We start from the raw sequence: 13,621 nt of genomic DNA, 5'->3' as shown, positions 1-13,621 counted from the left end.
TGATACTTGCTATCGACTCAGTGGGCTTCATCCCAGTTGATGCCGCTTTCGGCCTCGACGATTAGCGGCACCCTCAAATCGGCGGCGTCACGCATGCGCGCCTTCACGGCATCGATGAAGTCATCGACCTGCTCGTCCTTCACCTCGAAGACCAGTTCGTCGTGCACCTGCATGACCATCCAGGCATCCATTTCGCCCTCCATCAGCCAGGCGTGCACGTCGATCATGGCGCGCTTGATGATATCGGCGGCGGTGCCCTGCATGGGTGCGTTGATGGCGGTGCGCTCGGCAGCCTGGCGGCGGCCTTGGTTCTGCGCCTTGATCTCGGGCAGGTAGAGCCGGCGGCCAGCCACGGTCTCGACGAAGCCGTCTTCTGCAGCCTGGGCGCGAATGCCCTCCATGTAGCGGGCAACGCCGGGATAACGGTCGAAGTAGCGGTCGATGTAAGTCTGCGCCTGGTTGCGCTCGATGTTGAGCTGCTTACCAAGCCCCCAGGCGCTCATGCCGTAGATCAGCCCGAAGTTGATCGCCTTGGCGCTGCGCCGCTGCTCGGTGGAGACCTTGTCGAGCTCGACGCCGAACACCTCGGCGGCAGTAGCGGCGTGAATGTCACGATCCTCGGCGAAGGCCTCGAGCAGGCCTGCATCCTCGGAGAGGTGCGCCATGATGCGCAGCTCGATCTGGGAATAGTCGGCGGCGACGATCTTGTAGCCTGGCCGGGCAATGAAGGCCTGGCGGATCTTGCGCCCTTCCTCGGTGCGGATCGGAATGTTCTGCAGGTTGGGATCGCTCGATGACAGCCGACCTGTGGCGGTGACTGCCTGGTGGTAGCTGGTGTGCACCCGGCCGGTGGCCTTGTTGACCAGCAGCGGCAGCTTGTCGGTGTAGGTCGACTTGAGCTTGGAAAGCCCGCGATGCTCAATGATCACCTTGGGCAGCGGGAAGTCCAGCGCCAGCTCCTCGAGCACCGCCTCGGCGGTGGAAGGCGCGCCCTTGGGGGTCTTCTTCTTGACCGGCAGCTTCTGCTCCTCGAAGAGGATCTCGGCAAGCTGCTTGGGCGAGCCCAGGTTGAACTCGCGGCCGGCGAGCTCGTGGGCGCGGGCCTCAAGCTCGCGGATGCGCGTCTCGAGCTCGCGACTCTGGGTGTGCAGGCGCTCGGCGTCCAGCGCCACGCCGGTACGCTCGATGTGCGAGAGCACAGGAATCAGCGGGCGTTCGAGGGCGTCCAGCACCTCGGCGACGCGCCCTTCCTGCTCGAGGCGCGGGCGCAGCTCGTGGTGCAGACGCAGGGTAATATCGACGTCCTCGCAGGCGTAGGGGGCGGCCTGTTCGAGAGCGATCTGGTTGAAGGTCAGCTGCTTGACGCCCTTACCGGCGATCTCTTCGAAGCTCACCGTCTTCTCGCCCAGGTATTTCAGCGCCAGGGAGTCCATGTCATGGCGGGTGGCGGTGGAGTTGAGCACGTAGGATTCGAGCATGGTGTCGTGCAGCGGCCCGGCCACCTTGATGTGGTAGCTGGCCAGCACCGAGATGTCGTACTTGAGGTTCTGCCCGATCTTGGCCTTGCTGGCATCCTCCAGCAGCGGCGTCAGCGCCTTGAGCACGGCCTTGCGATCGAGCTGGGCGGGAGCATCGAGGTAGTCGTGCGCCAGCGGAATATAGGCGGCCTCGCCGGCTTCCAGCGCCAGGCCGACGCCGACGATCTCGGCCTCCATGTAGTTGAGGCTGGTGGTCTCGAGATCGAAGCAGAACGCCTCGCTGGCCTCGAGACGCTCAAGCCAGGCATCGAAGTCGGCCTGTTCGAGAATCACCTGATCCACGCGCTGCGACGAGGGAGTGTCGGACTCGGCTTCGTCTTGGTCATCCCCCTGGTTTTCGTCAGACGCGCCCGAACCGGCGGTGGCCGATTTGCCTTCGCCAACCTCGTCCTTGCCTTCTAGCAGGTCGGAGAGCCAGGCCTTGAATTCCATCTCCCGGTACAGCTCAGTCAGCGCCTCGCGATCCGGGTGGGCGATGTCGAGATCATCAAGCCCCACCGGCAGCTCGCAGTCGGTCTTGATGGTGGCGAGCTTATGCGACAGGTAGGCCTCGTCGCGGTGCGCGTCGAGCTTTTTACCGAGCGTCTTGGCGCCGCGGAAGCTCAGCGTCTTGATGCGCTCCAGATCACCGTAGATGGTGTCGAGGCCGCCCTGCATGCCCTGCAGAAGACCAAGCGCCGTCTTCTCTCCCACCCCCGGCACACCGGGAATGTTGTCGACCTTGTCACCCATCAGCGCCAGGAAGTCGATGATCAGCTCCGGCGGCAGGCCGAACTTCTCGTTGACCCCGTCCACGTCGAGGGTCTCGCCCTTCATGGTGTTGACCAGGGTGATGTGAGCATTCACCAGCTGAGCCATGTCCTTGTCGCCGGTGGAGATCACCGCGTCGCGCCCGGCTTCGGTGGCATGGCGCGCCAGGGTGCCGATCACGTCATCGGCCTCGACGCCCTCGATGCATAATAGCGGCAGACCCAGCGCCTTCACGCAGTCGTGCAGCGGCTGCACCTGGCTGCGCAGGTCATCCGGCATCGGCGGCCGGTGCGCCTTGTACTGCTCGAACATCTCGTCGCGGAAGGTCTTGCCCTTGGCATCGAAGACCACCGCCATCGGGCTGTCCGGGTACTGCTTGATCAGGCTCTTGAGCATGTTGAGCACGCCCTTCACGGCCCCGGTCGGCTGGCCCTTGGAGGTGGTCAGCGGCGGCAGGGCATGGAAGGCGCGGTACAGGTACGAGGAGCCGTCGACGAGGACGATGGGCGGGGTGGCCATAAATACCGATTCCTTGAGCAAGATCACTGCCACCCATGATACGCAGCTCCCTGCATCACGTCAGGCTCGCCTGGCGCTAGCGAGCTGACCTACACTAGCGATAGAAACGTGAACACTGTTTCGCTAATAGTCTGCCAGTGCGCGTACTGCTACGTGTACTGACTTACGCGAGGAGCCCTCCATGCCCGCCATGTCACGTCGTTCGAACCTTTTTAACCTTGCTCTCAAACACGGCCACAAGATCGTCTCCGGCGCTGGACTGCCGCTGATGTTGAGCCTGTGCTTGTGTTTAAGCCTAGCCGCTGCGGCCCCGGCACTCGCCCAGTCCACCGATGTCGAACCGGACGTCACCATCCGCCAGCAGGAAGATCGCACCATCGAGGAATACCGGGTCAATGGCCAGCTCTATGCGATCAAAATCACGCCCAAGGTGGGGCCGTCCTATTTCCTGATCGATGAAGACGGTGATGGCAACTTCGCCCGCCAATCCGGCGATCAGGTCGCGATCCCCAGCTGGGTGCTGGTCGAGTGGTAGGTCGGCGCTCGGCACAGAACCTGTTGGCTTAAGAGCCTGTTTCAATCACAGGACTTGCCCCAGCCGAAGGACTGATGACGTGGGCCGTGCATCGCGCCGGCAAGCCGGTACAATGTTCCGTTTGGCATTCCGGGCGAGAGAGACATGGCCGTATTCACCCCGCTTGACGACGCGCAGGTCGCGGACTTCCTGACACGCTTCGAGGCAGGCTCCCTGACGGGGCTGAAGGGCGTGGCCAGCGGTACCGAGAACACCACCTATTTCGTGACCACCGACTCCCGTGAGCTGGTACTGACGCTGTTCGAGCAGGGCGAGCACGAGGAACTGCCGTTCTTCGTCGACCTGCTCGACTACCTGGACGAGCACCGCCTGCCGGTGCCCGGCCCGCTTCACGACCGCGATGGGGTCGCCTTGCAGAGCCTCGCCGGCAAGCCCGCGCTGCTGTTTCCGCGTTTGCCCGGCAAGCACCCCAGCGCGCCGAGCACCGCGCAGTGCAGTGCACTCGGCGATGCCCTCGGCCACATGCACGCCGTGTCGCGCCACTTTGAGGGACAGCGCCCCAACCCCCGCGACCTGCACTGGCTGGTCCCCATGCACCACCGGGTATTGGCCTACCTCTCTCCTGAAGACCAGACGCTGATGAGCGATGAGATCGACGCCTACCAGGTCTTCTTCGGCGATGCGCCCGACCTGCCCCAGGGCGCCATCCACGGCGACCTGTTCCGCGACAACACCCTGTTCGACGGCGAGCGGCTGGGTGGCCTCATCGACTTCTACAACGGCTGCACCGGCGACCTGCTCTTCGATCTGGCGATCGTCATCAACGACTGGGCCACCGACGACGACGGGCGCCTGAACAAGGAGCGCCACGACGCCATCCTCTCGGCTTATCAGGCCCGCCGAACGCTGACCAGCAACGAGCGGGATGCCTGGCCGATGATGCTGCGCATGACCGCACTGCGCTATTGGCTCTCGCGGCTGCTGGTGGTCTACGTGGACCCGCCGGCTCACGACCTCACGCCCCACGACCCCGAGCGCTTCCGCACCATCCTCGGCCAGCGCCTCGAGGGTGCCCTGCCGCTGCCGGCCTGATCGCACACCGGCGACGCACGAACTCGAGTCAGCCCCATGACGCCCGCCGACGGATTTGGCGGGCATCGTCGTTTGCGGCGTCACCCCCTCACCGCTCGGCATGCTGTCCGGAAAACGCTAAGGTTGCGTTAAGTCATGGCCGATAAGGTGTTTCGCCGCTTATCCAGGACGCCACGCCGTCACCCATGCGGCCCATGTCGAGTGCGTTACATATCGCATTGCATCGCGAACAGAGAGGCCTAGCGCCAAGGAGCCCTAATGACACGATCCCCCCAGCTTGGCAACGCGCTGACGCTGCTTGGCCTCTACCTGTTGGTGACGCTGGCCGCCCTCGCCCGGCCCTATATCCCGATCGATGAGACCCGCTATTTAAGCGTGGCCTGGGAAATGTGGGACAAGGGCCAGTTCCTGGTACCGCACATGAACGGCGAGACCTATTCCCACAAGCCGCCACTGCTGTTCTGGCTGATGCATCTCGGCTGGACAGTCAGCGACGTCAACGGCGTCTGGCCCAAGCTGATCATGCCGCTGGCGGCCCTGCTCGCTCACTTTCACCTCTATCGCCTGGCGCGGCGCATGGGTACCGCCGAGTTCGCCTGGCGCGCCACCCTGATTCTGGGGGCAATGCTGTTGTGGGTGACCTACAGCGGCGTGGTGATGTTCGATGTGCTGCTCACCGCCTGCATCCTGGGCGCCATCGTGCCGTTGATCAGCGCCGATGGCAGCGTGCCCGGTCGCAAGCAGTGGCTCACCGCCGGGATGTGGCTGGGGCTTGCGCTGCTGACCAAGGGGCCTGTGGCGCTGCTCACCTGGGGCATCGTGTTCCTCAGCGCTCCGCTGTGGCGTGAAAAGACGCCGGGAGGCTGGTGGCGCGGCGGCACAATGGCGCTTGGTGTAGGCATCCTGATGCTGCTGTGCTGGGCGCTGCCCGCCGCCTGGCAGGGCGGTGAAGCCTTTGCACGGATGCTGCTGTGGGGCCAGACCGCCGATCGCATGGTGAACGCCTTCGACCACGCCCGCCCCTGGTACTGGTACCTGTACTGCCTGCCGCTGCTGCTGTTTCCCGCCGTATTCTGGCAGCGCTTGTATCCGCGGCGTCGGGCCGCATCCACCTTGTCCGGCTCTCAATCACCCGATGCCGAGCCTGATACCGATTCGGCACCCACCACGGTCAGCCCGCGCCTGGCGCGCCTGCCCTGGCTGTGGGCGCTGGGCGGCTTCGCCATCTTCACCCTGATCAGCGCCAAGCAGGTGCATTACCTGATGCCGCTGCTGCCGGGGCTTGCCCTGATCGCCGCTCAGGCGCTGGGCCGCGCCAGCAAGGCGCCGACCCGCCTATGGGGGCTTGGCGTGGGCTGGGGCCTGTTGGCAGCAGTCGGCTTCGGGCTGTGGCTGTTCGGCAAGCCGCCGCTTAACGGGGATGTCGACCCGCTGGGCGCCGCTCTGCTGATGGCCATTGCCGCCGGCGCGCTGGCCTGGCGCTGGACGTCGCTCCAGGCGGCGCTGCGCGGCCTGGTGCTGATCAACGGCCTGGCCTTCGTGGCCACCGTGCATGTGATGCTCGCGCCGCTGTGGTCGGCCTACGATGTGGCCCCGCCCGCACGCCTGATCGCCGAATGGCAGGCCAACCGCGGCCCGGTGGGCGTGGACAACATGAGCTATCAGGCGACCTTCCAGTTCGCCGGACGCTTCACCGAGCCTCTCGAACAGCTCGACGACAAGGATATTCCCGCCTGGCGGCGTGCCCACCCCGATGGCCTGGTGGTGCTGCATATCCGCAACAAGGAGGATGCTCCCGAGCAATCGACGGTCTTCACCTACCGCGGCCACTACATAGCGCTGGAGCCGGCGACACCGCCCGACGAGGCCGCCGCGGCTGCCGAGCCCGTTGCACCCACGACAGGGACAGGGACAGGGACAAAGGCAACGACAACGACAACGACAACGACAACGACACCGGATGAGGCCGCAAGCCCCTGACAGTCGCGCTGCCCCGCGTCATAATGCGGCTCCGTTTCCGTCATCGCGCCGGCTCAGGCCAGCTCAGGAGAGCGACATGACCTCACCCGCCGCCAAGGCACGACGCACCTACAACATCGACCAGTGGGGCAGCGGCTATTTCGACGTCGATGACCAGGGCCATGCCCTGGTGCGCCCGCTGGGCAGCGAGGTGGAAGGCCCCAGCCTGCCGCTGGACGGCCTGGTCGACGAGCTGCGCGCGGCAGGCCTGCGCCTGCCGGTGCTGGTGCGCTTCACCGATATCCTTCACGACCGGGTCGAACAGCTCTGCGCGGCCTTCGACTCCGTGATGCAGGACGAGACCTACGGCGGCGGCTACACCGCCGTCTACCCGATCAAGGTCAACCAGCAGCGCCGGGTGGTCGAGGAGATTCTCGCCACCCAGGAGCGCGGGCGCGGCCGCGTCGGTCTGGAAGCCGGCAGCAAGCCAGAGCTGCTCGCGGTGCTCGCCCTCTCCGGCGACGGCCCCTCGCTGATCGTCTGCAACGGCTACAAGGATCGCGAGTACGTGCGCCTGGCACTGATGGGCGAAAAGCTTGGCCACAAGGTCTACCTGGTGGTCGAGAAGTTCTCAGAGCTGGAGCTGATTCTTGAAGAGGCTCGCCGCCTCGAGATCACGCCGCGCATCGGCCTGCGTGCCCGGCTCGCCTCGGTGGGCAAGGGCAAGTGGCAGAACACCGGCGGCGAGAAGTCCAAGTTCGGACTCACCGCCAGCCAGATCCTCGAGGTGGTCGAGCGCTTGCGCGAGGCCGACTCTCTCGAGAGCCTGCAGCTGGTGCACTTCCACCTGGGCTCGCAGATCGCCAACATCCGCGACATCCAGCGCGGCCTGCGCGAGTGCGCCCGCTTCTACCAGAGCCTGCGTGAGCTTGGCGCGCCGGTGGATACCGTCGATGTCGGCGGCGGGCTCGGCATCGACTACGAGGGCACCCGCTCACGCAGCGAATGCTCGATCAACTACTCGATGCGCGAATACGCCGGCAACGTGGTCGCCGCCTTCCGCCAGGCCTGCGATGCCGAGGGCCTGCCCCACCCGCACCTGATCAGCGAATCAGGCCGCGCCCTGACCGCCCACCACGCGGTGCTGATCACCAACGTGATCGGCGAAGAGCGCATCGGTGAAGCGCCCCCGGCGTCGCGCACGTCTCAGGACGGCGAAGTGCAGGAGCTGTGGCGAGTGCACGACCAACTGGCGGCCAGCCAGGAGCCTCGTGGTCTGGTCGAGGCCTACCACGACCTGGTGCAGGCGATGGCCGAGCTGCAGGACCGCTTCGTGCTGGGCCTTGCTGACATCACCGCCCGCGCCGAGGGCGAGGCCGTCTACTTCGCCGCCTGTGGCCGGCTGCGTGGCCAGCTCGATGCCCGCAACCGCGCCCACCGGGAGATCCTCGACGAGCTGGCAGAGAAGCTCGCCGACAAGCTGTTCGTCAATTTCTCGCTGTTCCAGTCGGTACCCGACGTGTGGGGCATTCAGCAGATCTTCCCGGTGCTGCCACTCTCGGGGCTCGACCGGGAACCAACCCGCCGCGCCGTGGTGCAGGACATCACCTGCGACAGCGACGGGCGCATCGACAGCTACGTCGACGGCCAGGGCGTCGAGGCCACCCTGCCGCTGCCGGACTGGCAGCACGACGACGAGAAACTGCTCGGCTTCTTCCTGGTCGGCGCCTATCAGGAAATCCTCGGCGACCTGCACAACCTGTTCGGCGACACCGACTCGGTGGATGCCGCACTGGACGCCAACGGAGACTGGGTGCTCTCCGAGCCGATCCAGGGTGACGACGTGGCCAAGGTGCTCGGCTACGTCAACTTCGATGCCGAGGTGCTGCGCCGCCATCTGAGCCGCCAGCTCGAGGCCAGCGACCTACCTGAAGCGCAGCGCCGCGCCTTCCTCGACGACCTGCATGCCGGGCTCAAGAGCTATACCTATCTGGGCTGATCGCCGTTCAGCCCCCGCTTGAGCGACTTGCCCATATCAGACCATCGCAAACGACACCGCCCCGCCAGTGGCAGCTCACTGGCGGGGCGGTGTCGTGTTGGCCGGGCCCTACTCTCCTCTGGTCCCCTCTGGCCGCCTCTCAGCTAGGGCTTCAGGTGCGCCCGGGCCTCCTCGGCGCTTTCGTAGATATGCGCGGCGACCGAGCGCGCCTCGAAGGCATCGCCGAGTTTCATGCGCAGGAATACGCTGGTGGTGTAGCGGGTAACCTTCGAATAGAAGCGCGCCTCCAGGTCGCTGACCATCTCCGTGTAGGCGCCCAGCAGGTCCTCGTCGATGCGGAAGTGGTCGTAATTGACGATGGCATAGACCTTGCGCTGAAGCGGTGTCAGCCAGGCTTCGACGGTCTCGCGGATGGCGTCGATGTCCGCTTGAGCGCTGATCTTCAGGTTCTCGAAGTTGATGAAGAACACCTCTTCTGCCGCATCGAAGGTGAAGCGCTGGGCCAGCGGCTGATCCAGAAGGTACTCGCGCAGGCCCATTGCCTCGTCACGAAAGATGCGCGCATCCATCAGCCGCGGCGGCACCGGCATCAGCGGCTTGAAGTCCATCAACGCCAGCACGTCCCGCTCGAGATCCACCCCGGGGGCGATTTCATCGAGCACCAGGCCCTCGGCGGTCAGGCGGAACACGCAGCGCTCGGTCACGTAGAGCACCGGCTTGGACTCGGCGGCGGCCAGCGCGCCGCTGAAGGTGCGCTGCTCGACGCTTGCCACGAACTTCTTCACCCCACCCTCGCCGACCCTCACCTCGCCATCGACGATGGCAAGCTCCTCGACCGCCGCCACGAAGGTGCCCATGAACACCACCCGGCGGGCGTTCTGGCTGATGTTGATGAAGCCGCCGGCGCCGGCCAGCCGGGGCCCGAACTTCGAGACGTTGACGTTGCCCTGGCCATCGACCTGCGCCATGCCCAGAAAGGCGATATCCAGGCCGCCGCCGTCGTAGAAGTCGAACTGAGCCGGCTGGTCGATGATTGCCTGAACGTTCAGCGCCGCGCCGAAGTTGAGCCCGCTGGCGGGCAGTCCGCCGATCACACCGGGCTCGGCGGTCAGGGTCATCAGCTCAAGCACCCGCTCTTCGCTGGCCACCGGGCCGACGCCCTCGGGCATACCGATGCCCAGGTTGACCACGCTATTAGGCTTGAGCTCGAAGGCCGCGCGGCGGGCGATGATCTTGCGAGCCGACAGCGGAATCGGCTCGGGGGCGGCCATCGGCGCCTTGATCTCGCCCGAATAGGCCGGGTTGTAGCGGGTGCCGAACGTTTGCCAGTGGTGCTCCGGGTCGTCGCAGACCACCACGCAGTCAACCAGGATGCCGGGGATACGCACGCTCTGCGCCGGCAGGGAGCCACGCTTGGCCAGCCGCTCGACCTGCACGATCACCAGGCCACCGGAGTTGTGCACCGCCGTGGCGATAGCCAGCGACTCCATGATCAGCGCCTCGCGCTCCATGCTGATGTTGCCAAGGGTGTCGGCGGTGGTGCCGCGCAGCAGGGCCACCTGCAGCGGCAGGGCCTTGTAGAACAGGTATTCCTCGCCATCGATGGGCAGCAGCGACACCCGCTCCTCGGTGGTCACGTCGTTGATACGCCCACCGCCCAGGCGCGGGTCGACGAAGGTGCCGAGACCCACCCGGCTCAGCGTGCCCGGCTTGCCGGCGGCGATGTCGCGAAACAGATGAGAGATGACCCCCTGAGGCAGATTCCAGGCCTGAATGCGGCCCTCGATGGCCAGCTTCTGCAGCTTGGGCACCAGCCCCCAGTGGCCACCGATCACCCTGGCCACCAGTCCCTCGTGCCCCAGATGGTTGAGCCCGCGGTTCTTGCCGTCGCCCTGGCCGGCGGCATACATCAGGGTGAGGTCCCGCGGCTGGCCGGTCGTCACGAAGCGCTCCTCCAGCGCCACCGCCAGATGCTCGGCAAAGCCGATGCCGACGAAGCCACCAGTGGCCACGGCATCGCCATCGCGAATCAGGTTCACCGCCTCCTGGGCGGAGACGACCTTGCCCTTCTCAGTAAAGGGACGGTTGGAGAGCAAGGGGTGGGTCTGGTGGGGCATCGGTTAGCCTCCTGCGTGACGGTCTCGACAACCTAGCACAGCCCCTTGGCGGCACATGTCACGCAGCGCCGACGCGGCCAGGCCTCCTTTCAGCGACGCGCCCCGCCGGCTGCGGCGGGGCGCTGTCATTATCCTGTGCCGGGCACGGTCAGCACGACTTCGGCGCCATCGGCACGGGCGAGCCTCAGGGCGCGACGCGAGTATCGAGCTCGAGCCAGCCGTTGAGATCGAAATGCAGATCGGCATCGCGGGGCAGCCGACCGACGCCTGCCGGGGTGCCGGTCAGCACCACATCGCCGGGCGAAAGTGTGAAGTGGCGGCTCATCTCGGCCAGCAACTCGGGGATCGGAAACAGCAGGTCCGCGGTGTCGCCGGTCTGGCGGCGCTCGTCGTTGATATCCAGCGAGAAATGAAGGCTCGACCAGTCCAGCGGGCCGTTAAGGCGCAGGAAAGGCGACAGCGGGCAGGCCCCGTCGAAGGCTTTGGCGATCTCCCAGGGGTGGCCCTTTTCCTTGAGTCGGCTCTGCACGTCGCGCAGGGTCAGGTCCAGCGCCAGGCCGATGCCGGCCACCGCCTGCTCGGCTTGCTGGGGGCTCGCCTCGGTGAGTGACTCGCCGATCAGCAGCGCAAGCTCGGTCTCGAAATGCACCTCGCCGCGCGACAGGGCGATATCGATCGGCTCCTTCAAGGGCACCGCCGCCGTGGCCGGCTTGATAAACAACAGCGGCGAACTCGGCACCGGGTTATCCAGTTCCTTGGCATGCTCGGCGTAGTTGCGCCCCACGCAGACGATCTTGCCGAGTGCATGGGGAAAGTCCTGACCGTCGCTGAAACGGGGCACGAAATGCATGGGGACGATTCTCCTTACCAGGGCCAGCGCATGGCGCGTAGTAATGACGCGTCGATGACGATGAGAAAGCAGCGAGCGATGCCAGCAATGCGCACCCCTCGCAGTGACTGAGTGTCGTCAGTCTACGTCACCCATGCCCTGGTTAGGTGGCCCGCCACCAAAGAACTAGGCGCTATGCCATCGTTCTAGGTATGAGCCCAGCCTCAGTGCTGCTGAGCGCTCCAGCTTTCTCCCGGGCGATGCGCCAGGAAACCCGGGCGCTTGCGCTTCGCCGCATAGGGCTCGCCACAGGCGTTGTCGCGGCGGTTGTAGACGAAGAAAGCGTTGCTGCGCGGGTCAGGCGACATGTTGGCGTTGGAGCCGTGCAGGGTGTTGCAGTCAAACAGCAACAGCCCGCCCGCAGCACCGGTCGGCGCCTCGATGCCGTGGCGCTCGATCAGCCGGGTCAGCGCCTCGCGGCTCGGCACGCCGAATTCCTGTGTTTTCAGCGACTGCTTGTGGTGATCGTCCGGCGTCTCGCCAAGGCAAGGCACGAAGACCCGATGCGAGCCGGGAATCAGCATCAGCGGGCCGTTGAAGGTGTGGTTGTCGGTGAGCACGATCGAGGCACTGACAGCGTTCATCGCCGGCATGCCGTCCTCGGCGTGCCAGGTTTCGAAATCCGAGTGCCAGTTGAAGCCCTTGCCCTGGAAGCCCGGCTTATAGTTGATGCGTGATTGATGCACGTAGGGCTCGCCGCCGAGAATCTGGCGGGCGCGGCCCATCAGTCGCTCGTCTTCGGCGAGCCTTGAGAAGCGCTCGGAGAGAAAGTGCACCGCAAACAGCGAGCGGATCACCTGGCTGCCCGGCTCAGTGATACTGAAATCACGCCCGGCGTAGTCTTCGTTTTCCAGCAGCGCCTTCAACTCGTCGCGCAGCTCATCGAGTTCGCGCCCAGAAAGAAAGTTTGGTTCGAACAGAAAGCCTTCGCGCTCGAAGCGCTCGAGCTGACCCGGGTCCAATGGGCCATCCTCGGCGCGGCCCTTCACCACCGGCTCCTGACGCTTCAGCCAGGGCATGTCCAACGGCTTCGCTAAGCGCGTGGGATAGGGATCACGCGGCGCGTTAGTGGCTTGTGTACCTTGGCGGGTTGCGGTCTGTACTGACACTAAATCACCTCCATCACTTCTGAAAAAAGCGTCTGTGAAATAGGTTCAGATCCAGCCCGGCACTTGGCCTTGGGTCGGTTCTTCTTGTGATGTGGATCCGTGATTGTTCGCCGCCCCGGCGATGCCATGGGGCAGCCAGCTTAGATGTGCGAACGGGTGCGAGTATTTCAAGGGTCGTTGCATCACCAAAGCGTGGCGTTAGGTGGAGACCACCCGCCCAAGCCTGGCTATAGACGGCACTCACAGGGCGACATAAGGCGCTACGGGGCAAATCGTCCACAAGGAGGTTTGACGCTAGGCGGATGTGGATAGATGAGGCTCTAGGGGGAGTTTTTACCACGCTCACAAAAAAGCCGCCTCGATGGGCGACCTCTTCATATCTAACTACTTGTGTGCTGCTCTTAATGGTGCCGGCACCAGGAGTCGAACCCGGAATCTACTGATTACAAAACTCTATCTGTAAAAGCTGCTTCAGCTCACACCATGCAAAATCAATGCGTTAGAACGCCATCTCCGCTCAATCGCGCAGGGTGCAGCATCCTCCCGTAGACACAATGTGGAAACCACCCCATCATTCCCACAGTTAGGGTTCCCAAGCCTCTATTTCCTCACTTCCAGTGTAGTTCATCACTAATGCAACGCTTTGTTTTGCTCTAGTAACAGCAACATAGAAGCTTGCCGCTGATGTGGGCTTTAGTGGAACACCTTTGCAGACAAGCTCTTTTATAGGATTTGTTGGAATTATCAACACCCTCTCAAATGTCATACCCTTACATGCCCCCTCTGTCAGCCTAGTTGTCCAGTTGGCGATTTTGCCTGAATCCACATCAGAGTGGGCGGCATAGGATTGTTCATGCCACGTTATTCCGAGGAACGTAAGGCCGCGGTGCTAAAGAAGCTGCTACCGCCTGACAACCGCAGTGTGGCGTCGGTGGCCGCCGAGGAAGGCATATCGGATGCGACCCTGTATGGTTGGCTGAAAACATGCCGCCGACAAGGAGTGCCTGTGCCAGGGAACCGTAAGACCGGAGATGATTGGTCAGCTGACGCCAAGCTGGCTGTGGTGATTGAAACGGCTTCTCTATCAGAGACCGAGCTTGGCACGTATTGCCGG

Annotated in this window: 9 protein-coding genes; 5 read left to right on the top strand and 4 right to left on the bottom strand. The window is 64.5% G+C overall.

Annotated features, from left to right (window positions below; all coding sequences use genetic code 11):
* Positions 1 to 17: 17 nt before the first annotated feature.
* Positions 18 to 2,807, bottom strand: a complete 2,790-nt coding sequence (polA, locus tag BCL93_RS09230; protein WP_112054996.1) for a DNA polymerase I — start codon at positions 2,805 to 2,807, stop codon at positions 18 to 20.
* Between the two features lie 181 nt (positions 2,808 to 2,988).
* On the opposite strand from polA, the gene BCL93_RS09225 reads away from it, so the two are divergent.
* The 4 genes from BCL93_RS09225 (at position 2,989) to speA (ending at position 8,392) form a co-directional block, all read left to right on the top strand.
* Positions 2,989 to 3,342, top strand: a complete 354-nt coding sequence (locus BCL93_RS09225; protein WP_309251223.1) for a DUF2782 domain-containing protein — start codon at positions 2,989 to 2,991, stop codon at positions 3,340 to 3,342.
* 144 nt (positions 3,343 to 3,486) lie between these two features.
* Positions 3,487 to 4,434, top strand: a complete 948-nt coding sequence (locus BCL93_RS09220; RefSeq protein WP_112054995.1) for a homoserine kinase — start codon at positions 3,487 to 3,489, stop codon at positions 4,432 to 4,434.
* Positions 4,435 to 4,692: 258 nt separating this feature from the next.
* Entirely contained in the window at positions 4,693 to 6,414 is a 1,722-nt protein-coding gene (locus BCL93_RS09215; protein WP_112054994.1) for an ArnT family glycosyltransferase, read from the top strand.
* Between the two features lie 76 nt (positions 6,415 to 6,490).
* Positions 6,491 to 8,392: a biosynthetic arginine decarboxylase gene (gene speA / locus BCL93_RS09210; RefSeq protein ID WP_112054993.1), complete on the top strand. Its 1,902-nt coding sequence runs from the start codon at positions 6,491 to 6,493 to the stop codon at positions 8,390 to 8,392.
* A 143-nt stretch (positions 8,393 to 8,535) separates the two neighbouring features.
* Here speA and BCL93_RS09205 read toward each other — a convergent pair whose 3' ends face one another.
* The 3 genes from BCL93_RS09205 to thpD form a co-directional block, all read right to left on the bottom strand.
* Positions 8,536 to 10,509: an acyl CoA:acetate/3-ketoacid CoA transferase gene (locus BCL93_RS09205; protein WP_112054992.1), complete on the bottom strand. Its 1,974-nt coding sequence runs from the start codon at positions 10,507 to 10,509 to the stop codon at positions 8,536 to 8,538.
* A 184-nt stretch (positions 10,510 to 10,693) separates the two neighbouring features.
* A complete protein-coding gene (locus BCL93_RS09200) occupies positions 10,694 to 11,359 on the bottom strand; it encodes a fumarylacetoacetate hydrolase family protein (protein ID WP_112054991.1) in 666 nt (221 codons plus the stop codon).
* A 203-nt stretch (positions 11,360 to 11,562) separates the two neighbouring features.
* Positions 11,563 to 12,507 (bottom strand): ectoine hydroxylase, encoded by a 945-nt coding sequence (gene thpD, locus BCL93_RS09195; RefSeq protein WP_258396245.1) that lies wholly within the window; start codon positions 12,505 to 12,507, stop codon positions 11,563 to 11,565.
* Positions 12,508 to 13,360: 853 nt separating this feature from the next.
* Here thpD and BCL93_RS09190 point away from each other — a divergent pair.
* On the top strand, positions 13,361 to 13,621 hold a 261-nt coding region (locus BCL93_RS09190), incomplete at its 3' end, for a transposase (protein ID WP_146742478.1).

Source organism: Onishia taeanensis, from assembly GCF_003268885.1.
GTDB lineage: Bacteria > Pseudomonadota > Gammaproteobacteria > Pseudomonadales > Halomonadaceae > Onishia > Onishia taeanensis_A.
Note: the sequence above shows the minus strand (reverse complement) of the source record. Positions and strands in the feature narration are given on the sequence as shown.